Genomic DNA, 23,841 nt, shown 5'->3' with positions numbered 1-23,841 from the left:
ATAAAATATGTTGCAGGCATTTGCGAATATCGTAAAGATACCGGACCTGAGGAAGAAGATATTCTTCACTCTCGCCCTGATAGCTGTTTACAGGATAGGCACATATATACCTACTCCTGGCATCGACGGCGGTAAACTCGCGGCGTATTTTGCGCACCTGGCCCAGCAATCGGGCGGCGCACTCTTTGGCATAATGAATATGTTCTCCGGCGGCGCTATATCGCGAATGACGATATTTGCCCTCGGGATCATGCCGTATATATCAGCCTCCATTATTATACAACTGCTCACGGCGGTAATTCCTGCCCTTGAGAAGCTGGCAAAGGAAGGCGAGGCCGGGCACAAGAAGATAGTGCAGTATACCAGATACGGTACTATCGTACTATCGGTAATACAGTCGTATTTCATAGCTCTTTGGATCGAGAACCTGTCCCGCACGCAGATACCTGGTGTAGTTCCGATACCGGGATGGGGCTTCCAGATATTGACAGTTATCACTCTTACCAGCGGTACTGCATTCATCATGTGGCTGGGCGAGCAGATACAGGAGTACGGCATTGGTAACGGTATGTCGCTCATCATCACAGCCGGTATCATTTCCAGAATACCTACGGCGCTATACCAGTTGTGGGCCTTGTTTTCGCCGTTCGCTCCTGAGAAGGCACAGCTCGATCCATTTACGCTTATCCTGATGATTGTGATGCTCGTGGCGGTCGTAGTAGCGGTTATAGTCGTGACTCAGGGACAGCGGAAGATACCTGTCCAGTATGCAAAGCGAGTTGTGGGCAGAAAAGTTTACGGAGGGCAATCAACATTCCTGCCTCTTCGGGTAAACCAGGCAGGTGTTATCCCTATCATATTTGCGCAGAGTATAATTTTGTTCCCTGCGACAATAGCAGGTTTTATACCACACCAGGGATTTCAGAGTTTTGCGCAGGCGCTGACAAGAGGAGAATGGCTTTACAATTCGATATATGCTCTTTTGATAATGTTCTTCGCTTATTTTTACACGGCGATAACATTCAATCCGATAGATATATCGGACAATATGAAAAAATACGGCGGTTTTGTTCCCGGAATAAGGCCAGGGCGGCAGACCGCAGAATATCTAGATTTTATAATGACGCGTATCACGTTCCCGGGAGCGATATTCTTAGCGTTGATCGCAGTATTTCCGAGTATAATATCGGGATGGCTCAAGATACCGTATCTTGTGGCCAGTTTCTTCGGCGGTACGGGTCTTCTTATCATCGTAGGAGTCATGCTCGATACGATGAAGCAGATAGAGTCGCACCTTTTAATGCGTCATTACGAAGGGTTTATGAAGAAGGGGCGTTTGAAGGCAAGGGTATCATAAAGGTTTAAGGAGATATTTTTGAAGCTTATATTATTAGGGCCTCCGGGAGCGGGAAAAGGTACACAGAGCGTTGAGCTGGCAAAAAGCTACAGCGTGCCGCACATTTCCACCGGCGACATATTGAGGGAATCTGTAAAAGCGGGTTTGCCGCTGGGTTTGAAGGCTAAGTCTTTTATGGATAAGGGCGAACTTGTTCCTGACGAAGTAGTTATCGGTATAGTCGCTGAAAGACTGAAGAACCCGGACACGAAAAAAGGTTTTATTCTCGACGGATTTCCAAGAACGGTAAAGCAGGCTATAGGTCTCGACGAAGCGCTGAAGGCTATAAAGTCCGGTGTTGACATGGTCGTATATTTTCAAACATCGTCGGCCGTCGCGATAGAGCGCCTTACGGGGCGCAGGGTATGCAAGTCCTGCGGTTTTAATTATCACGTAAAGAATATGCCTCCAAAGGTAGCGAACGTATGCGATAAGTGCGGCGCCCAGCTTTATCAGAGGCCGGATGATAATGAGGCGACCGTTTTGAACAGACTGAAGGTTTACGAAGAGCAGACTAAGCCGCTCGTCGATTACTATACGAAGCAAGGCATACTGAAGAAGGTGTCGGGCGACCTGGGAGTGCGCGAGCTGTTTAAAGTTCTCGCGCAGATATTCGCCGAGGCCAAGCTTGCATGATCGTCTTAAGGTCTAAAGACGAGATTGCAGAGATAAAAAAAGCGGGCGCGATACTGGCAAAGACTTTAGAGAAGGTCGGCGCCGCGGCTAAAGCCGGTGTTAGCACCGAAGAACTCGATGCGATAGCGCGCGATGAGATATTGAAGCGTAACGGTTATCCGGTATTTAAGGGTTACAACGGGTTCCCGAACAATATTTGTGCTTCGATAAATGAAACCGTAGTACATGGTATACCGTCGGATAGGCAGTTGCGTATCGGCGATATAATTTCGATAGATATAGGCGTAAGATTCAGGGACTATTGTGCGGACGCCGCGATAACGGTTGGTGTCGGCAAGATAAGCGATACGGCCCGTAAGCTTATAGATGTAACAAAGAAAGCTCTTTATATAGGAATCGAGAAGGCCCGGGCAGGTGTTCATCTGACCGATATGTCCTGCGCAATACAGCAGTTTGTGGAGACGAATGGTTTCAGCGTAGTGCGCGCTCTTGTCGGGCACGGAATAGGGACGAACGTCCATGAAGATCCCGAGGTGCCGAATTTCGGCAAACCGGGGATGGGTCCGGTGCTTGAACCGGGGATGGTGTTGGCGATAGAGCCCATGGTCAATGCCGGTTCATTTGAGGTCGAATCGCTCGACGACGGATGGTCTATAGTAACAAAAGACAGGAAACTTTCGGCCCATTTTGAACATACGGTTGCGATAACGAAAGACGGCCCGCAGATCCTGACGGAATAGAATATGAGCCCAAAAGAAGAAGCGATAGTCGTTGAAGGAAAGGTGTTGGAGACGCTACCCAATGCGATGTTTAGGGTGGAACTCCCCAACGGTCATAAAGTGCTCGCTCACGTATCGGGCAAGATGAGAATGAATTTTATACGGATACTGCCCGGCGACACGGTAACATTGGAGTTGTCCCCCTATGACCTTTCCAGGGGAAGGATAACCCGGAGAGAGAAATAAATATGAAAGTACGTTCAAGTATACGAAAGATTTGCCCGAAGTGTAAGGTTGTGCGCCGCAAGGGCACGCTTATGATAATATGCGCCAATCCGAAACATAAACAGAGACAGGGATGACCAGGAGGTTTTAAGTGCCGAGATTAGTTGGTGTAGACATACCGAAGGAAAAGAGGGTGGAAATATCCCTGACTTATATATATGGGATAGGTCGGCCGCTTTCGAACAAGATACTCAAGATAGCGAATATCAATCCCGATAAGCGCGCGAAGGATCTTACAGAAGAAGAGATAGCGCGCCTTTCATCCGTCATACAGAAGGATTATAGGGTTGAGGGTGATCTGAGACGCGATATATCGGCGAATATAAAAAGGCTCATCGATGTCGGTAGTTATAGAGGTTTGAGGCACAGGCGCGGCTTGCCCGTTAGAGGGCAGAGAACCAAGACCAATGCCAGAACGAGAAAAGGCCCGAGGAAGACGGTGGGCGTAATAAGGCAAAAGGCAGAAAGGACCGTGAAAGATAGTGGAACAGCAGAAAAAAAGTAAACCTAAAAAGTCCAAAAAAGCGATACGCGTAGTTACCAGCGGCATAGCCCGCATACTTGCCACGTTCAATAATACTATTGTGACGATCACTGATAAAGAAGGCAATACGCTGACGTGGGCATCTACGGGAAGCGCAGGTTTTAAAGGTTCGAAAAAATCTACGCCGTTCGCGGCGGGTATAGCGGCAGAGAACGCCGCGCGTAAGGCCGCGGAACGCGGAGTTAAAGAGGTTGAAGTATACGTTAAAGGTCCGGGCGCCGGCAGAGAATCGGCGATCAGGTCCATACAGGCGGCGGGGCTGACCATAAGGTCTATCAGGGATGTTACCCCGATACCACATAACGGTTGCCGCCCAGAGAAGCGAAGGAGAGTGTAATGGCGAGGTATACAGGCCCATCATGCAGGCTTTGCAGACGGGAAGGCATAAAGCTCTTCCTGAAAGGTTCCAGGTGCAACGGCGAGAAGTGCGCTTTGTCGCGCAGGGACTTTGCTCCGGGCCAGCACGGCCAGGCGAGAAAGAAAGAGTCGAACTACGGCATTCAGCTGAGAGAAAAACAGAAAGTTAAAAGGATTTACGGTGTTCTCGAGCGGCAGTTCAAACATTATTTCAGAATAGCGGAACGCTCGAAAGGTGTAACAGGTATAACTCTCTTACAACTTTTGGAAAGAAGGCTCGACAACGTTATTTTTAGGATGAATTTAGCGAACTCAAGAGCCGAAGCGCGACAGATAGTCCAGCATGGACTGGCGCGTGTCAACGGCAAGCGAGTGGATATACCCGCGTATGTTGTCAAGGCGGGGCAGGAAGTTTCAGTAAAGATGAAAGAACCTGCCGCAAAGCGGTTGGCGGAGACGTTTGAGGCGCTGAAGGGGCGGACTATCCCCAAGTGGATAGAGATCGACCCTAAGAATTTTAAATGCAAGATAACGGCTATGCCTACCAAAGAAGATGTGGGTTTCCCGATACAGGAACAGCTTATTGTTGAGTTGTATTCGAAATAACGCGATAGCGTAAGCATATACTGGAGGAGCGCGATATGGGTATAAGTATGAAGAATTTCGAGATGCCTAAAAAATTAGTACTTGACGAATCGACATATACACCGACATACGGCAAATTCGTGGCCGAACCTTTTGAGCGCGGTTACGGTGTAACGATCGGCAACAGCCTTAGGAGGGTTTTGATATCTTCTATAGAAGGCACGGCTGTTACGAGCATAAAGATCGCGGGAGTACATCACGAGTTTTCCGCTATAAACGGTGTGGTAGAAGATGTTCCACAGATAATATTGAATATAAAGAAGCTTATCCTAAAGTCACATTTCAAAATACCAAAACCTATGATGATCGATGTGGACAAGAAGGGCGAGATAACAGCTAAAGACATCAAGGTCGATGAAACGGTTGAAATAGTCAACCCCGATCTTCACATCGCCACGTTGACGAAGAACGTTCCTTTTAAGATGGAGCTCGAAGTGGCCAGGGGCAGAGGTTATGTACCGGCCGAGAGGAATAAGAAAGAGGGACAGTCGATAGGGGTAATAGCGGTCGATTCAATATTTACGCCGGTCGTAAAAGTGAATTTCTTCGTCGAGAATACCAGGGTCGGCCAGATAACGGATTACGATAAGGTGATACTTGAGATAACGACAAACGGTTCGATCGAGCCGAAAGAGGCGTTGCTCTACGCGTCAAACATCCTGCAAAGACACCTTGATATATTCGTCGGGTTTGGCAAACTTCCTGAAGAGGAAGAGGCGCCGGTGGAGACGGAAGAACAGAAGCAATTTAACGATAAATTGAAGATACCGATATCGGAGCTTGAGCTCTCGGTCAGAAGTTCCAATTGCTTAAGAGAAGCCAGGATAAAGACGATCGGTGATCTCGTAAGGCGTTCGGAACTGGAGATGTTAAAGTACAGGAATTTCGGTAAGAAATCGCTTGCCGAGATCAATAAGATACTTGTTGGTATGGGGCTCGCCCTCGGCATGAAGTCCGACGAGAAAGGCTCCAAATCAAAGAAGGAAGAGTCGGAGTAATATGAGACACAGACAGAGCCGTTCAAAACTGAGCATGAAGACGAGCCACCGAAAGGCGGCCCTTAAGAGTATGGTAACAAGCTTGTTTAAGTACCAGAGGATAAATATGATAACTGCCAGGGCAAAAGAAGTAAGACGCCTGGCGGAGCATCTGATAACGCTGGCAAAGACCGATACCGTCGACGCCAGGCGTCGCGCATACGCGATCCTGCAGGACCGGGATCTCGTCGGTAAGCTTTTTAAAGAGATAGTGCCGCTTTGCAAAAGCCGCACAAGCGGGTACACGCGGATCATACCTTTAGGCTTTAGAAGAGGTGACGGCGCGAGCATGTGCTTCCTGGAACTCACGGATAAAAAGATCGTCGAGAAGCTTCCAAAGAAGAAAAAGGCAAAGACGGAAGAGACTGGTAAGCCAGTGGCAGAAACGAAGAAGGAAGACCTGTCGAAAGCGTCGGAAGCGCCTAAGGAAGAAAAGCACAAAGAGCCGAAGGCGAAGACGATACAGAAGACGAAGCCGACATTAGACGAAGAAAAACGCGCGGAAAAAGCGAGAAGCGAAGATAAGAAACTCGCCGACAATAAAGGTTTCATGAAAAATGTCCGCGGATTCTTTCGCAAGCGCGGCGACTTCTAATATAAATCAGATCTTGTGGAGAGTAACCAATTCGACCTCGGAGGTGCGACCTCGGAGGTCGAATTGGTTTATTCATCTTCGAGCTCAAACTCCTCCCGTGCCACCATTTTTCCTCTTGCGAAATGCCGATTTTATACTATAATATGACTACTATTAATTATGAGGAGATGTAATGAAGCTGGCTAAAAGAGTGTCTGATATAGCGGAGTCGGTGACTCTGCAGATAACTTCCAAAGCGAAAAAGATGGTCAAGGAAGGTATCGATGTGGTTAATTTTGCGGCCGGGGAGCCCGATTTTGACACCCCCGCGCATATAAAAGCCGCCGCCATGGAGGCGATAAAAACCGGTTTTACCAAGTACACGCCATCAAGCGGCATGCAGGAACTCCGTGAGGCGATATCGCGTAAATTCAAAAATGATAACGCTCTCGAATATGATCCCGGACAGATAGTCGTTTCAAACGGTGCGAAACATTCTCTCAACAATATTTTCCAGGTACTGTGCGAAGAAGGCGATGAAGTCCTGATACCGGCGCCTTACTGGTTGAGCTATCCGGCCATGGTAAAAATGGCCTCGGCCACCCCTGTAATAATAAACAGCTCGGCGAAGAACAATTTTAAAGCCACCGAAAAAGAAATTGCCGCGAAGATCACAAAGAAGACGAAATGTTTTGTCCTGAATAGCCCTTCCAATCCCACCGGGTCGGTATATTCGCCGGAGGAATTAAAGATTGTCGCGAAGCTGGCTGTGGCTAACGATTTTTATGTTATAAGCGATGAGATATATGAAAAGCTTATCTATGGCGGAGCTAAACATGTATCGATAGCCTCGCTCGGCAAAGACATATACGAGCGTACCATCACGGTCAACGGACTGTCGAAGAGTTACTCGATGACAGGCTGGCGCATCGGTTACGCGGCCGGTCCCGACCGGATAATGAAAGCGGTAGCCAATCTGCAGAGCCACGCCTCCTCCAATCCGTGTTCGATCAGCCAGAAGGCGGCGCTTACAGCGATCACCGGCGACCAGAGATGCGTCGAAGAGATGCGCGTTGAGTTCGGGAAGAGGCGCGACTATATGGTGTCGAGGATAGCGGGCATAGGGAAGCTGTCGTGCACGAGTCCGGAGGGCGCGTTCTATGTGCTCTGCGACGTGTCAAAGCTTAAGATGGGTTCGGTGACTGCGGCCAACCGTTTGCTCGACGAGGCGCAGGTTGCCGTAATACCGGGCGAGCCGTTCGGGGACGATTTGGTTGTGCGGTTCAGTTTCGCGACGAGCATGAACTCGATAAAGAAGGGTATGGATAAAATAGAGGAGTGGGTTAAAAAAAATGGGTAAGACTATTGCGGAAAAGATATTATCAAATCATGCCGGCAGGGATCTGAAGGCGGGCGACATAGCGATTTGCAACGTCGATTTCTGTTTCGGCCAGGATGGTACGAGTTCGATAATAATCGACAGTTTTAAAAAGCTCGGCGTTCAGAAGGCGTTCGACAAATCGAAATTTTACATGATAATAGACCACTCGGCGCCCAGTCCCAACATAGGCGTGTCCGAGATACATAAAAAGATGCGGGGCTTCGCCAAGTTGCTCGATGTTAAGATGTACGATATCGGTTGCGGTGTGTGCCATCAGCTTGTTCCTCAGAAAGGCCACGTAACCTGCGGCGACCTTGTGCTCGGGGCCGATTCACATACCTGTACCTACGGCGCGATAAACGTATTTTCTACCGGTGTTGGCTCGACCGACTTGGCTATAACTCTGGCGAGTGGCAGGAACTGGTTCCGTGTACCGGATACGATGAAGGTCATTGTAAATGGTAAGCTTCCCAAAGGTGTTTACTCGAAAGACGTTATATTGCACATCATAAAAGATATCGGCTCGAACGGCGCGACTTACCGCTCGGTTGAGTTTTACGGGGAGGCGATATCCTCGATGAGCGTCGACGCGCGCCTTACTATGTCGAATATGGTCGTCGAGATGGGCGCCAAAGTGGGCCTTATGGAAGCGGATGAAAAGACACTGAAATGGGTTAAGGAGAAGTCTTCCAAAACGCCCCGCCCTGTCTCAGCGGACGCGGACGCGAAATACATCGCGGTTAAAACGTATGACGTTTCGAAACTCGCTCCGCAAGTCGCGAAGCCGCACGCGGTCGATAACGTATCGGATGCGGCGGAACTTTCCGGTGTAAAGATAAATCAAGCGTTCGTAGGCACGTGCACCAATGGCAGGTTCGAGGACCTGGAAGTCGCCGCGAAGATATTAAAGGGCAAGAGTATTCATCCGGAGGTGAGGTTTATAGTCGCGCCGGCGTCGCGTGAGATATTTCTCGAGGCGGCGAAAAAGGGGCTTATAGATATATTTGTAAAATCCGGCTGTACGGTGGTCGCTCCGGGTTGCGGGCCGTGCGTCGGCACGCATAACGGCGTTCTTGCCGACGGCGAAGTAGCCATATCGACCGCCAACAGGAATTTTAAGGGAAGAATGGGAAACCCGAATTCATTTATTTATCTCGGTTCGCCGGCTACGGTAGCCGCATCGGCGTTGACGGGCCGGATAACTGATCCGAGGGAGTTTAGAAAGAAATTATAAAAACCAAACAACCTACGCGGTTGCATAAATGCAACCGCGTAGGTTGAAAGGTAAAAAGCAACCGTATATGCTGGAAGGTGTGAGATGAAAAATTTCGCGAGGCGTTTGAAGGTTCAGGACAACATAAATACAGATTATGTAATTTCCGGACGGTATAAGTTCAAAATACAGGATCCGAAAGAATTGGCGAAGTACATCTTCGCGGATATCGATCCTGAGTTTGCCGCCAGAGTTACCAAGGGTGATATTCTCGTAGCCGGTGAGAACTTCGGTTGTGGCTCGTCGCGCGAACAGGCGCCTCAGGCGCTCAAGCAGGCGGGATTCTATGCGGTTGCCGCGAAGAGTTTCGCGAGGATATTTTACCGTAACGCGTTTAATATAGGGCTCCTTCTCATCGAATGCGATACCGATTTTATAGACGACGGCGATGAATTGGAGCTCGATATCGAAAAAGGTAAGCTTAAAGACAAGGCTAAGGGGTTGACGTTTGATATAAAACCTGTGCCGGCCGTGATGAAGAAACTTTTAGAAGATGGCGGAGTAGTTGAACATTTTAAAAAATACGGGGGATTCAATTTTGAAAAAGTATAGGATTACGCTTATTCCCGGTGATGGCACAGGGCCCGAGCTTGCCGAATCGGTAAAGCGATGCGTCGCCGCTTTGGGGCTTGACATAACATGGGATGAGGTCGATGCGGGTTTGTCCGCTATCGAAAAATACAAAACGCCGTTACCGGAAAGCGTTATCGAATCGGTAAAGAAAAACAAGATCGCTTTGAAGGGGCCGATCACGACCCCTGTCGGTACGGGATTTCGCAGTGTCAACGTCGAGCTTCGCAAAAGGCTCGATCTATACGCGTGCCTTAGGCCGTGCAAATCGTACAAAGGTGTGCGTTCACGTTATTCGGACATAGACCTTGTGATAGTCCGCGAGAATACCGAAGACCTGTATGCAGGTATCGAGTTTCAAAAGGGCACTAAGGACGTTCATACGCTGATAGAGCTTATCGAAGCCTTAAGTAAAAAGAAGATTCGCGAAGACTCCGCGATAAGCATAAAGCCCATTTCCGTGGAAGGGTCGAGGAGGATAGTGAAGTTCGCGTTCGAGTACGCGCTTGCGAATAACCGCAAGAAGGTGACGGCTGTGCACAAGGCGAATATAATGAAGTTCACCGATGGGTTATTTCTCGAAGTTGCCAGGGAGGTCGCGAAATCCTACGAGGGGCGGATCGCGTTCGAGGACAGGATAGTTGATAATATGTGCATGCAATTAGTCCAGAAGCCGGAGGACTACGATGTGCTCGTCCTGCCGAATCTTTACGGCGATATTATCTCGGACCTGTGCGCCGGCCTTATAGGCGGGTTGGGTATCGCGCCGGGAGGCAACATCGGAACGGATATAGCGCTTTTTGAGCCGACTCACGGAAGTGCGCCGAAATACAAAGGCTTGAACAAAGTCAACCCGGTGGCCATCCTGCTCTCGTGCGTAATGATGCTTAAATATATGGGCGAGGAGAAAGCGTCCGCAAGATTGGAAAAGGCTGTGGCGCTGGTCATTGCGGAAGGCAAGTCGGTAACCTACGATCTTAAGATGGACAGAAACGATCCCACGGCTGTCGGTACGCGTCAGATGACAGACGCAATTATAGCAAAACTTGAAAAATGAAACAGTCCTTTCCGAAAGTATCCATAATAGGCGCCGGCTCTGTCGGCGCTACACTCGCTCAGCGTGTCCTTGAATCCGGCCTGGCCGATATTGTTTTGCTGGACATCGCGAAGAATCTGGCGATTGGCAAGGCATTTGACATGCTCGATGCTTCGCCTATCGTAGGCCACGAGTGCTCTATCGTAGGGACAGATGATTACAATCAGATTGCGGGATCCGCTATTGTAGTTATAACGGCAGGCCTGCCTCGAAAACCGGGGATGAGCCGCGAGGACTTGATTGCTAAGAATTCCGTTATAGTCAGAAATGTTTCGGAAAACGTCAGAAAATATTCACCGGAAGCTATAGTCGTTATAGTCGCGAATCCTCTCGACGCTATGACCTACCTTGCTTACAAAACCACAGGATTCAGGCGAGAACGTGTGATGGGCATGGCGGGTGAACTCGACGGCGCGAGATTCGCGTATCTTTTGGCAGACGAGCTTAAAGTGTCGCGATCTTCGATCAGCGCCTGCATGATGGGCAGTCATGGTGACACCATGGTTCCCGTATTGTCGGAGACTTTCGTCGGAGGAAAGCCTGTCTCCGACCTATTGTCGAGAGAGAAATTGGACGCGATAATTGCGCGCACCCGGAAGCGCGGCGGTGAGATAGTCGGACTTTTAGGATCCGGTAGTGCCTACTATTCGCCCAGCGCCGGCGTTTTCAAAATGATAAAGGCGATACTATCCGATTCCGGACAGACGGTCGTCGTTTCGGCATTTCTTGAAGGTGAATACGGGCTGAAAGGTATTGCCATCGGCGTTCCATGTAAAATGGGGAAGAGCGGCATAAAAGAGATAGTCGAGTTAAAAATGTCCAAAGAAGAGCGCGATGCTTTTAACGCTTCTGCGGAGACAGCGAGGGGGTCGATAAGCATTTTATGATCAAATATGACCTCGCCATAATAGGTTCAGGCCCGGGTGGTTACATAGCCGCCCTATATGCTTCCCGCCGTAAACTAAAGACTTGCCTTATAGAGAAGGATCTCGTTGGCGGTGTATGTCTCAACCGTGGGTGTGTACCGACAAAATCCTTCATCAGTTCGGCATCGTATCTGTCCTGTATAAAAGAGGCCGCCGGGCGCGGCATCGAGATCGCCGGTTACAAAGTCGATTTTAAAAAAATGTCCTTAAGAAAAAATGAGGCCATTCTTCGTCTCCGTGCCGGAGTCGAGACGCTTTTGCGGGCTAATAAAATAGACCTCATCCATGGTTCCGCGTGCATAGCGAAACCCAATAATATAAAAATTCAAGGCGGCGAAGAGCTTTTCGCGAAAAATATAATAATCGCGTCCGGCTCAAGCCCGGCGGAATTACCTGATATAAAAACCGATGAGGCCGATATACTTACTAGCGACGGGATCCTTAGCTTGAGCTCGATCCCTGCGCGGCTTGCGGTGGTCGGCGGCGGGGTGATAGGTTGCGAATTCGCGAGTCTTTTTAATACGCTCGGCTCAAAGGTTACGGTTATAGAATTTACCGAAAGACTTATCCCGACTCAGTCGCGTGAAGCATCCAGGAAACTCGAAATTAGCTTCAAAAGGCGCGGGATAGATGTCCTTACTTCCGCGGCCGCGGAATCTATCGCTAAAGACGGCAGTTTGAAAATATCTGTTTCAGGCGCCAGGATGATAGAGGCTGATAAGGCGCTCGTATCGGTCGGACGTAAACCTGTGACGGACGGCCTTGGAGATTTAAATGGGCTTGGCATAAAAACTGAAAAAGGCTATATCGTTGTCGATGAGCATCTTCGCACCGGAATGAAAAATATATACGCGATAGGCGATTGTACCCGCGGGCCTCTCTTGGCGCATAGGGCATCGTATGACGCCATAATCGCGGTTGATAATATTTTAGGATGCGCGCGGAAGAAAGACTATTCGAATGTGCCGAATTGTATCTGGACGGAACCTCAGATCGCGAGCGTAGGTATGTGCGAGGAGGAGGCTAAAGCAAAATGTCCTGCCGCCAGGGTCGCGAAGTTTCCGTATCTGGGCAGTGGTAAGGCATATCTTATGGGTAAGACCGATGGGTACGCAAAAGTTATAGGTGACGATAAGGGGAATATAATGGGCGTGGAAATATTTGGAGAAGGCGCCTGCGATCTCATCGCGGAGGCGGCCCTTGCTAAGACGGCGGGCGTTGACATCGAGGAGTGGGGCCGTGTCGTTCATTGCCATCCGACACTTTCCGAGATATGGCAGGAAACCGCGCACGTATTTTGCGGCACACCTATTCATGGTGTGTGATAAGGTATCATGATATTTGACCTCGGCCTTATAGATTATGAGGAATGTTATAAACTTCAGAAAGATCTGGTTGCCCGGCGACGTTCCGGCCAGATCGATGACAGTATCATACTCGCCGAACATAGTGAAGTTTTTACGATAGGGCGTACCGGAAATAAGGAAAATGTGCTTGTTGCGGCCGATGAGCTTTCGGCCATAGGCGTAAAAGTCATTAGGGTGGATCGGGGTGGGGATGTTACGTATCATGGCCCCGGCCAGCTCATAATATACCCTATCATCGATCTGAAGAAACTTGGTTTGGATTTGCATGAATACATGCGCTGTCTTGAGAGCATTGCGATAGATTTTTTGGATGATTACGATGTTTACGGCGGAAGAGTGGCCGGTAAAACGGGCGTGTGGGTCAAGGGCGCAAAGATAGCATCGATCGGAATCGGCGCGGCAGGATGGGTCACTTTCCACGGGATGAGTATTAATTTAAATTGCGACCTGAGCCGTTTTAAGATGATAAATCCATGCGGTATGTCAGGGCTGGAAGTTACCTCGCTTGAGCGGATCGCGGGCCATAGGATCGATATGATTGAGGCAAAGCGTCGGATGCAAAAGCATTTTAAGGATGAGATTACCGGGCATCGCGTCAGGATCGCGCAATAATGAACGTAACTACGGCGCGGCCACCATGGCTTACGAAAAAGCTCGTTGTAAACAACCGATTGGCTGACACCATAAAGATATTATCCGAAGAACGGATTGCTACGGTATGCGAATCCGGATTATGTCCAAATCGCAATGAATGTTTTTCGCGTTCTCAGGCGACATTTCTTTTGCTCGGCCGTGTTTGCACGAGAAATTGCGGGTTTTGCTCGGTGGAAAAAGGCGTTCCCGATATTCCTCGATCGGATGAGCCTGAAGAAATAGCCGATGCGACCCGTAGGTTGAATCTGCGTTTCGTAGTGCTTACTTCCGTTACCAGGGATGATCTTACCGACGGCGGAGCGGGACAATTCGCGGATACCATAAATGCGATACGTTGTAACACGCCGGACGTGAAGGTTGAAGTTCTGGTGCCGGATTTTAAAGGCGAAAAAACTTCCGTAAAAATAGTGGCGGATGCCTGGCCGGACGTCTTCAGTCATAATATTGAAACGGTTGAAAATTTATACGGGACGGCCAGGCCGATGGCCGGCTACAGTCGCTCGCTGGAGATATTGCGTTACGCGAAAGACGCGGGTTTGCAGTACACGAAATCATCCATAATGGTCGGCTTAGGCGAAGAGCCGGACGAGCTTTTGAAAACGATGAAAGACCTGAGGGGCGCCGGTTGTGATATTCTTACGCTTGGGCAGTACCTAAGGCCGCGCAAGGCGAATCTACCGGTCGCGAAATACATAACACCGGAGGAGTTTCAGGAATACAAAAAGATGGCTTACGGTCTTGGATTTAAATATGTAGCGTCTGGCCCGTTTGTCAGAAGTTCGTATATGGCCGAAGAAGGGTATCTGGCTGTAAAAGGTAACTAACCGGAGGTATCACCATGACCGATGTGAATTTGCCGTCTATAGCGGAAGGTGTGGATAAAGCGAGCGTTTCTTACTGGCACCGTTCGGTAGGCGATGCGATTAAGGAAGGGGAAGACCTGGTGGAGCTTGTTACCGATAAGGCGAGCTTCAATCTGCCGTCTCCGGTTTCCGGGACAATAAACGAGATACTTGTTAATGAAGGTGATGAAGTAAAAGTGGGCCAGCTTTTGGCGAGGATCTCATAGCCATGAAGAGAGTTCTCCTCCTATTCATTTCGGAACATTCAGGCCATCATTGCGCCAGCATTGCCATAGAGAAAGCCCTGTGCGAACTGGATCCTTCCACTCAAACGCTCAACATAAATTCGTTTAATTACACCAACCCTATACTCGAAAAGATTATAAATAAGGCGTATATGGGTGTCGTAAAGAGGACGCCCGAGATATGGGATTATCTTTATGATAATCCGAAAGTTCTTAAAAAGACGCAGTCCTTAAGAGATATGATCCACAGATTCAATACAGGCAAGTTGAAAGTCCTCCTCGACGATTTCAAACCGGACGCTATCGTTTGCACCCAGGCATTCCCTTGCGGCATGATCGCGGATTACAAGAAGTCGTTTGCCCTCGATACGCCTCTTATCGCGGTGCTTACGGATTATGCGCCGCACTCATACTGGGTATATAATAACGTCGATCAATACATTGTACCTTCGAAGGAGACAGGGAATAAGCTGATAGCAAACGGGATAGACCCGGCCAGGATAAAGGATTACGGTATCCCTATTGAGGCCAAGTTCAGAAAATCGTTCGATAAGGCCGTGTTGCGGGAAAAGTTGGGAATGGACAAGGACACCCCTTGTCTTTTGATTATGGGCGGCACGCAGGGTCTCGGGCCTATAAAAGAGTTGGTGCGGATAATCGACCGATCTAAAAGGAGATTGCAGTTGGTGATAGCGTGCGGCACCAATAAAAAGCTGTATAACTCGCTAAAAAACCGGAAATTTCAAAACAAAGTTACGGTCCATCCTTACGCCGATAATATAGACGAGTTGATGGAAGCGTCGGACGTAATACTAACGAAGCCGGGCGGTATAACGACGGCCGAGGCGCTGGCTAAGGGGTTGCCCATGCTTATTATCAGTCCTCTTCCGGGCCAGGAAGCGATGAATACCAAGATTTTATTAAAAGAAGAGGTTGCTGTGAAAGCCGAGAGCCCGGAAGATGTGGCTATACTTTTGGACGAACTGCTTGAGAGCAAAAATAAATTGAAGGCCATGAGCGACAGAGCGCGTGCTCTCGCCAAGCCGGACAGCGCTATACGCATAGCGAAACTTATTCTGGAGATAGCATAGCGTGGCTTTATATATTCTTTACAGGATAGCGCATTTTTTGGTGAATGTTTTACCTCTTAAGGCATCATACGGCCTGGCATCTTTTTTGGCGTATATTTACTATCTTGCCAGCCGTCGCGACAGGATGTCGATTATAAGGAATATGGAGATCATATCGGGCGGAATAACCGATCCTGAAAAATTGAAACGCATGGCACGGGAGTTGTATCTGAATTTCGCGAAGTACCTGGTAGATTTTTTCCGCTCGTCAAAAATAGACGCGGAATATGTAAAGAGATTTGCGAAATTCGAAGGCATACATAATCTGGATAACGCTCTCAAGCGCGGCAAAGGAGTCATCCTTCTCTCGGCTCACATAGGTAATTGGGAGCTCGGAGGATTTGTAATATCCATGTCCGGGTATCCCGTAAGCGCTGTTGCCTTGACGCACCCAAATAAAAAAATAGACGATTTTTTTAAAAGACAGCGTTTAGCCGGAAGCCTTACCCCGATCGAGATAGGTATGGGGCTTAAATCGTGTTACAAGGTATTGAGGTCGAATAATGTCCTGGGGCTTCTGGGCGACAGGGATTTTACGAAGAATGGCCTGATGCTGGATTTTTTTGGAAAAAAAACGCTCTTCCCTAAAGGCCCATCGGTTTTTAGCTATCGCCTCGGCTCAGCCGTAGTCCCGACTTTTATAACGCGTGAACCGGACGACAGTTTTCGGGTAGTTTTTGAAACGCCCATGCTTACGGATCAAAATAAATCGGAAGAAGACGCGGTTCTGGAGCTGGGCAAAAAGTGCGCATCGATAATCGAATCGTATGTAAGGCTATATCCGACCCAATGGTATATCTTTAAGGATATGTGGAGCAAAGATGAATAGCGTATGTGTTCTTATACCGGCATATAACGAAGCGAAGACGGTTGGCGCTGTTATAGCTGAGGTCTTGTCGCAGGAGTTACGGGTTTATGTGGTGGATGATGGCTCACTGGATGATACAGCGGTTGTGGCTAAAAACGCGGGTGCCGTCGTGATACGTAATCCGCAGAATATGGGGAAGGGCGCGTCTTTAAGGGAAGGGTTCCGCCGCGCGTTAAGCGATAAGTGTGACGCAGTCATTATCATGGATGCCGATGGACAGCATGAGGCGCGCAGTATACCTGATTTTGTCAGAGAAATGGCCTCTTCCGGTGCCGACATAGTGATAGGAAACAGGATGTCCGATCCCGGGCCGATGCCTTACGTCAGGCGGCTGACGAATAGATTTATGTCGTGGCTTATATCGCGGATGTGCGGCCAGAAAATATCCGACACCCAATGTGGCTATAAAATGATAAAGAGACGCGTGCTTGAGGAGGTCAAGACAGATTCTTCGAATTTTGAAATCGAATCGGAGTTTGTAATAAAAGCCAGCCGGCTGGGTTTTAAGATAACATCCGTTCCTATTAAGGCAATTTACGGAGATGAGAAGAGCAAGATAAACCCGATAATCGACACCCTGCGTTTTATAGCATTCATGATAAAAATGCGTTAACATAGAGAAGGGGATACTCCGATGACCGAAAGCGTATTGCAAAGTAATGTGATGGCGATAGTCTCCAAATTCGGCGACCTTGGAGTATTCGTGGGCATGTTCCTCGAATCGAGCATCATGCCGATACCTTCGGAAGTTGTAATAGTCGGCGCCGGCGCCATCGGGGTTCCGGTGTTGTCGATCTTAATATTTGGTTCGGTAGGCGCGACACTTGGAAGCATGGTGGGTTATGCGCTTGGCCGGTACGCGGCGATGCCGGTAATATTGAAATACGGAAGGTTTATACTTATAAAGCCGCACCACATCGCTAAGGCGGAAGCATTCGCAAAGAAATACGGCGGGTACAGCGTATTACTCGGACGGGTTCTTCCGATAGTGCCGTTCAAGGTGTTTTCCATCGCGGCGGGTATTACAAAAATACCGTTCTGGACATTTATTATATGCACCCTCATTGGAGTTGTCCCGAGAATTTTTCTGCTGTCGATATTTGGCTCAGCTTTAGTGAAATACACCAAGCCGTCGCTTCTGATAGTGGCCGGTATTATAACGATCGCTGTGGCTGTAAAGCTGGCGCATGAGTTTTATAAAAACGGCCGCAAGAATCACGAACGGAAAAAAGTTTGAGGGCTGGCATGAAGACGGGTTATGTTCATGTGTATACCGGTAATGGTAAAGGGAAGACGACCGCTTCCCTCGGCCTTGCTTTACGGGCGGCCGGATCCGGCTTAAAAGTAGCGATACATCAGTTCGCGAAGAATGCCGATTGCGGCGCCATAAAAATGCTTCGGAAAATAGGGGGTATTCGGATAAGCCAGTGCGGTAATGGCCCCTTTATAATAGGAAAGCCGCATGGGGGCGATATCGCCTGCGCCGAACGAGGGTTTGAAGCCGCCAAAAAAGACATCTATTCAAAAAAGTACGACATCGTCATACTTGACGAAATAAATATCGCGATGAAGCTCGGATTGGTCGATACAAATGAAGTTAGGCGTCTGATCGTGGATAAGCCCGGTGGCGTTGAGCTTGTACTGACCGGAAGGCATTGCCCGGTTGCGATTAAAAACGTAGCCGACCTTATTACCGATATGAGAGAGGTTCGTCATCCTTACCGTCGAGGAATCGGCGCACGCAAAGGTATTGAAGTATGACAAAATGATTATTTTAATTGTCAAATAGTTAAAAGTTATTTATGTTTTTGATAAAAATGCAACCTGATATATTAAGATATAAAAAAGCCGGATTTTGTCTATTGACTTTCCTTCCCGAAATGGTATATTAAGTTATAACTAATAGAAAAGTTAATTTAACGAGAGGAGGATTGGAATGAGCTTTATTAAAGCATTAAGAATGTCATGTACAAGTTTACAGAAATCAAATAAGAAGGAGGTGACAAATATGAAGAAAGTGATTATAGCGATGTTTGCGTTTGCCGTTATCTTTTCGGCCGCTAATGCATTTGCCGCTGACCAGACGGCCAGTGTTACAGCAACCGCAAAAATTACAGCCGCAACATCATTGAGCGTAGCTCCATCGGCGATTACGTTTGCTACTACGTCCGCAGATTCGTTCGCGAGCAGTCCTATCACGGTGACTTATTCGAGTAACTACAATCCGTGGAAGCTGGCGATCTACACGGACAATACACAGGTTCCGGATTATGGCAGTACAAATGGAAGGTACGCCAAGAACGGCTTAGCGACAACCGATGGGTTGAACGTCATTCCGTTGAAATGGGTTGCTCAGGCACCTGCTACTGCGGCGCCGAGTATCGCCAATATCGCGGCTTACAACTATGTTAAGGATAAGCGCGATGAGGATGATCCTTCAACAACTGCAACTGCGACAGCGTCCAATGACGAGTCGTGGGCTGGTTCTTTCGCGGCCGGTTATTGCAACATAGCATACGGTAGCGCTGCAAGCGGCACCTGCGTAGATCCAACAGCAGTTAATTATTCCGGTAATCCCGTAACTGGAACTATCACGGTTTATGTAGCCGGATTGTTCAAGACATGGGCGGGTGGAGCAGGCGATTACGCGACTAGCGTAGGGTTTGACCTGTATCACGAATAACGAAACATAGCAGTATAATTGTAGTTATGTGATTTGCCCCGGTAGAAAAATACATTTCTATCGGGGTACGATCACAAAGATGAGGAATATGAAATTATCGAAGTGCCTGATATTTTTAGGAGTTTTATTTTTCGCGAGCTTAGCTTACGCCGGTATCGTAGTTCAGCCGGATAGTACCGAGGTAATGGTTAAAGCTGACGAAGCCGCGACAGGCATATTGCAGGTTGTCAACAGCGGGCAGGAAGCCGTTCATGTTAAGGTTCAGCCCGAAGACTGGTTAAAGCAGAGAACAGGGGCTTCTTCGGTTCCAGTCGAGGCATGGCTTACGGTGGAGCCGATAGAATTTGACATGAATCCCGGCGAAACAAAAAGTGTCGATTATACTATAAATGTTCCTCGGGATGCGTCTGCGGAAGTTGTGGCGATGGTATATTTTGCCACTACCGCCCTGCAGGGAACATTAAATATCACGAATCGATATGGTGTTTCGATATACGCGGCAGTTTCCGACAAGATCAATATCGATTGCGAATTAAAAGGTCTGGATATAGACAGCACCAATGATAAGGGAATTATTTTTATACTTAATCTTGTAAATAAAGGGAACGCGCATCTTCGTCCGACCGGTAACATCCTTATAACTTCCGCGGATGGGACAAAGAGCGATTTAAGGATAGGGCGCGACTTTCCTATATATAGCGGCCTGGGTTTGGAGCAGAGGGTGTTCTGGAAGAATGGCGGCGCGGTTCCCGGCAAATATGAGGCCGAGATCATGCTGGATTACGGGAACCTTTACAAGCTGGATAAGAAATTGACGAAGAAAATTTCTTTTACTATTGATAGCCAGGGCGACGTCTCTTTTTAAAAAAGGATAAGCTGGATGCGAAAAGTCAAAGTTTGGGTACTATCGGCAATAGCGATAATTGCGCTTGTCTCGATACGAGATAAGGAGATAGTCCTTAATGTGCCCAGCGGACAGGCGCTTACTGCGGAAGCGTATCATTCGGCCCAGGCGGCTACATCGTCGACTTCGCTTACGACGGCCGCTTCAACCACGACTTTAACCACAAACCAATCCACAGCGATTTCAGCACCCACCGGTACGAGCAGTTCATCCGGGTCGACAGGCGGAAACGCTGTTACTGAAGATACTTCAGATTCTGGGACAACATCTACATCACAATCTAATGGCTCTACGTCTTCTCAGTCATCCGCTACTCAGCCTGAGTCTTCTTCGACTACAACCGCCGCCAGCGCGGGTACTTCCGCGGCAAGCGCCTCTACCGATTCAGTGGTATATTACGGCTTGACTAGTACCTCGGAGACCAATGACGAAGAAGAAGAGGATGAAGCTGGCGCAACAAACGCGACAAACAACGCTCCGGTAGTATCTTCTTACGTTCCCAGCGCCTCGAGCGCTTCGGTAACTGCCGGTTCGTCGGTGTCATTCAGCATTAATGCAACTGACGCTGATGGCGATACGCTTAGCTACACATGGCTATTTGATGGGGCCAGTTTGACAAATACAGCCAATGCATGGGCTTATTCGCCCCTTGCCGCCGATGTCGGTTCTCACACGGTCGGAGTGGTTGTATCGGATGGAAGCTTGACAACGGGGATGACATGGACAGTAACCGTTAGCGCGGAGTCGGCGGCGACCGGAGCTATTCATATAAATAGCTTACTGCCGGACAGCGCGACAAAAGGCGTAAATGTTGTAATTCAGGGCGGCGGTTTCAGCGAAACGGCATCCGAGAACATAGTTAAGTTTGGGTCTGTCCAGGCAAGCTCGGTGGGCGTTGTATCGTCAAATCAGATCCGGGCTACTGTCCCGGACGGGATATCCGCCGGATTTAAAGATCTTACCGTTTCTGTGGGAAGCGATACGAGTAATTCTGCGATGTTTAATTATCTCGCCGACAGTTCCAGCGCGGTTTTTATAAACCAAACCTCTTCTTTAATCCCGGCAGGTATGACTTTAAACGATTCGTCGATCATCAGATTGGCCGATATTGACGGAGATAATGATATTGACCTCCTTGTCGTAGATACGACTTCCGGTAAATTATACATTTTAACGAATAATGCCAGCGGCGTGTTTACTAATGAAACTTCCGCGCGCATTCCTTCATTGGTATATTCAAATGCAACACACATTACCGATGTTAAATTTGGTGACATAAATAACGATGGCTATCCTGAAATCGTTATAGCCTATTCCGCATCCGAAGGACAATCTGCCAGGCTCCTGATAAACTCCGGAACAGGCACATTTACCGATATGACGAGCGCCGATCTTCCTATGCTGACAGGCGATGTCTCCGCCTTAGATATCGGCGACGCGAATGGTGATGGATACGCTGATATCGTAGTAGCGAGCAGGGATTCGTCCGATGCCCTATTGATAAATAACGGTTCCGGTGTATTTACCCGGGATACAGCTTTTGCTTTGCCGGTCGTGATAGACGGCAGTTCCGATATAAGATTCTGCGATGTAAATAATGACGGAGCGCTCGATATCATTACTACAAATAACGAGATCGTCTCTGTCAGCGAATTGCGAAATCGCATATACGTTAATAATGGTTCCGGGATTTTCACTGATGCTACCGAGACGCTTTTGCCGGCAGACAGCGATTATAGCGAGGTACTGGACGTCGGCGATATAAATAATGACGGAAATATAGATCTCGTTGTGGCTGATTATACGCAGAACCTGATTTTTATGAACACAGGCAGTGGGTTTGAAGATAAGACATCTACGCTTATAGGCGCCAATTATTTCCATTCGAATTGTATAAAACTGGGCGATATGAATGGGGATGGCTATCAGGATATAGTAGTTATCGGCGATGACGGCTCCTCGCTTTTATTGAACGATAAAACAGGTTCGTTTGCCGCTAACGACGGATCGATTAAATTGCCAAATTATTCCGGCATTCCTGCGGCTGTAGGGGGAAACAGCGTTCAGCTCGCCGATGTCAATGGAGACGGCACGCTTGATATAATAGTGGGCGGCGCTTCCTTATATATATTAACGAGCAGTGTAACGGATAAAGCGCCGGTTCTTGATGCGATAGGGGATAAATCGGTAGAAGCCGGGAAGACGCTCAGCTTTAGCGTAAACGCGTCCGATCCTAACGGCGATGCGATAACATATACCGCGGCAAATCTGCCCAACGGCGCAACTTTTAATACAACGTCAAAATCATTCAGCTGGACGCCCGACACTGCCGCTGTAGGGGACTATGCGAATATAGTATTCACCGCTACGGAAAACACGACTGACGCGTTGGCGGACAGCGAGAATATCAAAATAAGCGTTATCTCCGGCTTGCCGGTAATCGATTATTACATACCCGACACTACGGATATCTCAGCTACCATCGGAAATGTGGTGCAATTCGGTATTTCAGCGCACGATCCTAAGGGCGGAGCGATAACCTACACGTGGTATTTTAACGGCGAAGTGATTCCAAATATAACAGATTCTTCGGCATCCAATATATTTATATTCCCCAGGTTGGGCGATAATACGATTTCGATCAAGGTCGCTAATAGCACGGGAAGCGTCTCCGTTTCCTGGGATCTTACGGTAACCGATACTGATAATGAAGTTCCTGAGATAACCGCATATAGTCCGGCCTCGTCCAGTATAAGCGTAAACCTGTCGAACGAAAGTTTGCCGGATTTCTCGGTTACGGCCACTGACGCGGAGGGCGACCCTCTCACATATTGCTGGAGGATAGACGGCCAGACGGTATCGAGTACCGCCACGCTTACGTCCGCCCAATATTCGACGCTTGCGACGGTTGGCAGTCACATCGTGATGGCGTATGTTTCGGATGGAGTGAATACCGCTGTAGCCAAAGCCTGGACGCTCGGCGTGACGCAGGTGGTGAATTCAGCGCCTGTCATATCGAGTTATTCGCCGATAGAAGCTGAAAAGACCATAGATCTTACTGTTGGAGGTTTCATTAATTTCGCGATCTCCGCTTCGGATCCTGAAGGTGTTGCGCTTGTGTATACCTGGGAATTCGACAACAACATAGTATCTACAACTTCATCATTGGTTGCGAGCGCGTATTCGGCTTCCGCGACTGTAGGGGATCATCTGGTCAAAGTATCGATATCGGATGGTTATAATACGCCTGTAAGTCGCCAGTGGGTTATACATATAGTCAAGACGAACCAGGCCCCGGTCATAGCTTCGTACAGCCCGTCTTCGTCATCGGTCAATGTAGATCTTGCGACCGAAACTTTGCCCGACTTCTCAATTACGGTTACCGATCGCGAGAATGATACTCTCGCGTATTCATGGACGATCGATGGCACGGCAGTATCAAGCGCTTCGAGTTTATTGAAAGCCGCTTATGCGTCAACAGCAACAGTGGGAACGCATGCGATCGTAGCCTCAGTCTCGGATGGTACCAATACGGCTGTAACTAAAGCCTGGACGATACACGTGATCAAGACGAACCAGGCGCCGGTCATAGCTTCGTACAGCCCGTCTTCGTTATCGGTCAATGTAGATCTTGCGACCGAAACTTTGCCCGACTTCTCAATTACGGTTACCGATCGCGAGAATGATACTCTCGCGTATTCATGGACGA

27 protein-coding genes are annotated in these 23,841 nt (G+C 48.5%); all 27 read left to right on the top strand.

All coding sequences use genetic code 11. From position 1 onward, the window contains the following. Positions 1–7 precede the first annotated feature (7 nt). Positions 8–1,357 (top strand): preprotein translocase subunit SecY, encoded by a 1,350-nt coding sequence (gene secY / locus PHS46_01335; protein ID MDD3905158.1) that lies wholly within the window; start codon positions 8–10, stop codon positions 1,355–1,357. Between the two features lie 18 nt (positions 1,358–1,375). Next, entirely contained in the window at positions 1,376–2,032 is a 657-nt protein-coding gene (locus PHS46_01330; protein ID MDD3905157.1) for an adenylate kinase, read from the top strand. Next, positions 2,029–2,772: a type I methionyl aminopeptidase gene (gene map / locus PHS46_01325; GenBank protein ID MDD3905156.1), complete on the top strand. Its 744-nt coding sequence runs from the start codon at positions 2,029–2,031 to the stop codon at positions 2,770–2,772. Before PHS46_01330 ends, map begins: the two co-directional genes overlap by 4 nt. 3 nt (positions 2,773–2,775) lie before the next feature. Then, positions 2,776–2,997 carry a translation initiation factor IF-1 gene (gene infA, locus PHS46_01320; protein MDD3905155.1) on the top strand — a complete coding sequence of 74 codons (222 nt, stop codon included), beginning with the start codon at positions 2,776–2,778 and terminating at the stop codon, positions 2,995–2,997. 2 nt (positions 2,998–2,999) lie between these two features. Then, complete coding sequence (rpmJ, locus tag PHS46_01315) at positions 3,000–3,113, top strand: 50S ribosomal protein L36 (protein MDD3905154.1); 114 nt, start codon at positions 3,000–3,002, stop codon at positions 3,111–3,113. A 14-nt stretch (positions 3,114–3,127) separates the two neighbouring features. Further along, complete coding sequence (rpsM, locus tag PHS46_01310; GenBank protein ID MDD3905153.1) at positions 3,128–3,541, top strand: 30S ribosomal protein S13; 414 nt, start codon at positions 3,128–3,130, stop codon at positions 3,539–3,541. Further along, entirely contained in the window at positions 3,519–3,917 is a 399-nt protein-coding gene (gene rpsK / locus PHS46_01305) for a 30S ribosomal protein S11 (protein MDD3905152.1), read from the top strand. Before rpsM ends, rpsK begins: the two co-directional genes overlap by 23 nt. After that, positions 3,917–4,543: a 30S ribosomal protein S4 gene (gene rpsD / locus PHS46_01300; GenBank protein ID MDD3905151.1), complete on the top strand. Its 627-nt coding sequence runs from the start codon at positions 3,917–3,919 to the stop codon at positions 4,541–4,543. Before rpsK ends, rpsD begins: the two co-directional genes overlap by 1 nt. Before the next feature lie 35 nt (positions 4,544–4,578). Further along, positions 4,579–5,580 (top strand): DNA-directed RNA polymerase subunit alpha, encoded by a 1,002-nt coding sequence (locus PHS46_01295; GenBank protein ID MDD3905150.1) that lies wholly within the window; start codon positions 4,579–4,581, stop codon positions 5,578–5,580. A gap of 1 nt (position 5,581) precedes the next feature. Next, complete coding sequence (gene rplQ, locus PHS46_01290) at positions 5,582–6,214, top strand: 50S ribosomal protein L17 (protein MDD3905149.1); 633 nt, start codon at positions 5,582–5,584, stop codon at positions 6,212–6,214. Positions 6,215–6,386: 172 nt separating this feature from the next. Beyond that, positions 6,387–7,553: a pyridoxal phosphate-dependent aminotransferase gene (locus PHS46_01285; protein MDD3905148.1), complete on the top strand. Its 1,167-nt coding sequence runs from the start codon at positions 6,387–6,389 to the stop codon at positions 7,551–7,553. Continuing rightward, positions 7,546–8,808 carry a 3-isopropylmalate dehydratase large subunit gene (locus PHS46_01280; protein MDD3905147.1) on the top strand — a complete coding sequence of 421 codons (1,263 nt, stop codon included), beginning with the start codon at positions 7,546–7,548 and terminating at the stop codon, positions 8,806–8,808. The genes PHS46_01285 and PHS46_01280 overlap by 8 nt, the downstream gene beginning before the upstream one ends. Positions 8,809–8,892: 84 nt before the next feature. Next, positions 8,893–9,399, top strand: coding sequence for a 3-isopropylmalate dehydratase small subunit (locus tag PHS46_01275; GenBank protein ID MDD3905146.1), 507 nt, complete (start codon positions 8,893–8,895; stop codon positions 9,397–9,399). Continuing rightward, positions 9,386–10,474 (top strand): isocitrate/isopropylmalate dehydrogenase family protein, encoded by a 1,089-nt coding sequence (locus tag PHS46_01270; protein ID MDD3905145.1) that lies wholly within the window; start codon positions 9,386–9,388, stop codon positions 10,472–10,474. The genes PHS46_01275 and PHS46_01270 overlap by 14 nt, the downstream gene beginning before the upstream one ends. Continuing rightward, positions 10,471–11,400 (top strand): malate dehydrogenase, encoded by a 930-nt coding sequence (gene mdh / locus PHS46_01265; GenBank protein ID MDD3905144.1) that lies wholly within the window; start codon positions 10,471–10,473, stop codon positions 11,398–11,400. The genes PHS46_01270 and mdh overlap by 4 nt, the downstream gene beginning before the upstream one ends. Further along, on the top strand, positions 11,397–12,764 hold the full coding sequence (gene lpdA / locus PHS46_01260) for a dihydrolipoyl dehydrogenase (GenBank protein MDD3905143.1): 1,368 nt from the start codon (positions 11,397–11,399) through the stop codon (positions 12,762–12,764). Before mdh ends, lpdA begins: the two co-directional genes overlap by 4 nt. A 9-nt stretch (positions 12,765–12,773) precedes the next feature. Then, on the top strand, positions 12,774–13,418 hold the full coding sequence (gene lipB, locus PHS46_01255) for a lipoyl(octanoyl) transferase LipB (protein ID MDD3905142.1): 645 nt from the start codon (positions 12,774–12,776) through the stop codon (positions 13,416–13,418). Next, on the top strand, positions 13,418–14,284 hold the full coding sequence (lipA, locus tag PHS46_01250) for a lipoyl synthase (GenBank protein ID MDD3905141.1): 867 nt from the start codon (positions 13,418–13,420) through the stop codon (positions 14,282–14,284). Before lipB ends, lipA begins: the two co-directional genes overlap by 1 nt. A 14-nt stretch (positions 14,285–14,298) precedes the next feature. Next, complete coding sequence (locus PHS46_01245) at positions 14,299–14,529, top strand: lipoyl domain-containing protein (GenBank protein MDD3905140.1); 231 nt, start codon at positions 14,299–14,301, stop codon at positions 14,527–14,529. 2 nt (positions 14,530–14,531) lie between these two features. Further along, entirely contained in the window at positions 14,532–15,638 is a 1,107-nt protein-coding gene (locus PHS46_01240) for a glycosyltransferase (GenBank protein ID MDD3905139.1), read from the top strand. Position 15,639: 1 nt separating this feature from the next. Continuing rightward, complete coding sequence (locus tag PHS46_01235; GenBank protein ID MDD3905138.1) at positions 15,640–16,506, top strand: lysophospholipid acyltransferase family protein; 867 nt, start codon at positions 15,640–15,642, stop codon at positions 16,504–16,506. Next, a complete protein-coding gene (locus PHS46_01230; GenBank protein ID MDD3905137.1) occupies positions 16,499–17,158 on the top strand; it encodes a glycosyltransferase family 2 protein in 660 nt (219 codons plus the stop codon). The genes PHS46_01235 and PHS46_01230 overlap by 8 nt, the downstream gene beginning before the upstream one ends. Before the next feature lie 21 nt (positions 17,159–17,179). Beyond that, positions 17,180–17,782, top strand: a complete 603-nt coding sequence (locus PHS46_01225; GenBank protein ID MDD3905136.1) for a DedA family protein — start codon at positions 17,180–17,182, stop codon at positions 17,780–17,782. Positions 17,783–17,790: 8 nt separating this feature from the next. Beyond that, entirely contained in the window at positions 17,791–18,306 is a 516-nt protein-coding gene (locus tag PHS46_01220; GenBank protein MDD3905135.1) for a cob(I)yrinic acid a,c-diamide adenosyltransferase, read from the top strand. Between the two features lie 247 nt (positions 18,307–18,553). Beyond that, positions 18,554–19,228, top strand: coding sequence for a hypothetical protein (locus tag PHS46_01215; GenBank protein MDD3905134.1), 675 nt, complete (start codon positions 18,554–18,556; stop codon positions 19,226–19,228). 88 nt (positions 19,229–19,316) lie between these two features. Beyond that, on the top strand, positions 19,317–20,093 hold the full coding sequence (locus PHS46_01210; GenBank protein MDD3905133.1) for a hypothetical protein: 777 nt from the start codon (positions 19,317–19,319) through the stop codon (positions 20,091–20,093). A 15-nt stretch (positions 20,094–20,108) separates the two neighbouring features. Beyond that, positions 20,109–23,841 (top strand): FG-GAP-like repeat-containing protein (locus PHS46_01205; protein ID MDD3905132.1); only part of this gene is annotated, 3,733 nt, incomplete at its 3' end.

The organism is Candidatus Omnitrophota bacterium, from assembly GCA_028699255.1.
Lineage (GTDB): Bacteria > Omnitrophota > Gorgyraeia > 2-01-FULL-45-10 > 2-01-FULL-45-10 > FEN-1322.
This window is presented reverse-complemented; position numbering and strand designations above follow the sequence as displayed.

What these genes read in the sequence shown, in the direction of transcription:
- PHS46_01210 (MDD3905133.1), top strand. Translation starts at nt 19,317, where the DNA reads ATGAAATTATCGAAGTGCCTGATATTTTTAGGAGTTTTATTTTTCGCG.
- rpmJ (MDD3905154.1), top strand. Translation starts at nt 3,000, where the DNA reads ATGAAAGTACGTTCAAGTATACGAAAGATTTGCCCGAAGTGTAAGGTT.
- PHS46_01230 (MDD3905137.1), top strand. Translation starts at nt 16,499, where the DNA reads ATGAATAGCGTATGTGTTCTTATACCGGCATATAACGAAGCGAAGACG.
- lpdA (MDD3905143.1), top strand. Translation starts at nt 11,397, where the DNA reads ATGATCAAATATGACCTCGCCATAATAGGTTCAGGCCCGGGTGGTTAC.
- PHS46_01245 (MDD3905140.1), top strand. Translation starts at nt 14,299, where the DNA reads ATGACCGATGTGAATTTGCCGTCTATAGCGGAAGGTGTGGATAAAGCG.
- mdh (MDD3905144.1), top strand. Translation starts at nt 10,471, where the DNA reads ATGAAACAGTCCTTTCCGAAAGTATCCATAATAGGCGCCGGCTCTGTC.
- PHS46_01295 (MDD3905150.1), top strand. Translation starts at nt 4,579, where the DNA reads ATGGGTATAAGTATGAAGAATTTCGAGATGCCTAAAAAATTAGTACTT.
- rpsD (MDD3905151.1), top strand. Translation starts at nt 3,917, where the DNA reads ATGGCGAGGTATACAGGCCCATCATGCAGGCTTTGCAGACGGGAAGGC.
- map (MDD3905156.1), top strand. Translation starts at nt 2,029, where the DNA reads ATGATCGTCTTAAGGTCTAAAGACGAGATTGCAGAGATAAAAAAAGCG.
- infA (MDD3905155.1), top strand. Translation starts at nt 2,776, where the DNA reads ATGAGCCCAAAAGAAGAAGCGATAGTCGTTGAAGGAAAGGTGTTGGAG.
- secY (MDD3905158.1), top strand. Translation starts at nt 8, where the DNA reads ATGTTGCAGGCATTTGCGAATATCGTAAAGATACCGGACCTGAGGAAG.
- PHS46_01220 (MDD3905135.1), top strand. Translation starts at nt 17,791, where the DNA reads ATGAAGACGGGTTATGTTCATGTGTATACCGGTAATGGTAAAGGGAAG.
- PHS46_01285 (MDD3905148.1), top strand. Translation starts at nt 6,387, where the DNA reads ATGAAGCTGGCTAAAAGAGTGTCTGATATAGCGGAGTCGGTGACTCTG.
- PHS46_01240 (MDD3905139.1), top strand. Translation starts at nt 14,532, where the DNA reads ATGAAGAGAGTTCTCCTCCTATTCATTTCGGAACATTCAGGCCATCAT.
- rplQ (MDD3905149.1), top strand. Translation starts at nt 5,582, where the DNA reads ATGAGACACAGACAGAGCCGTTCAAAACTGAGCATGAAGACGAGCCAC.
- PHS46_01275 (MDD3905146.1), top strand. Translation starts at nt 8,893, where the DNA reads ATGAAAAATTTCGCGAGGCGTTTGAAGGTTCAGGACAACATAAATACA.
- PHS46_01280 (MDD3905147.1), top strand. Translation starts at nt 7,546, where the DNA reads ATGGGTAAGACTATTGCGGAAAAGATATTATCAAATCATGCCGGCAGG.
- lipA (MDD3905141.1), top strand. Translation starts at nt 13,418, where the DNA reads ATGAACGTAACTACGGCGCGGCCACCATGGCTTACGAAAAAGCTCGTT.
- PHS46_01215 (MDD3905134.1), top strand. Translation starts at nt 18,554, where the DNA reads ATGAAGAAAGTGATTATAGCGATGTTTGCGTTTGCCGTTATCTTTTCG.
- PHS46_01225 (MDD3905136.1), top strand. Translation starts at nt 17,180, where the DNA reads ATGACCGAAAGCGTATTGCAAAGTAATGTGATGGCGATAGTCTCCAAA.
- lipB (MDD3905142.1), top strand. Translation starts at nt 12,774, where the DNA reads ATGATATTTGACCTCGGCCTTATAGATTATGAGGAATGTTATAAACTT.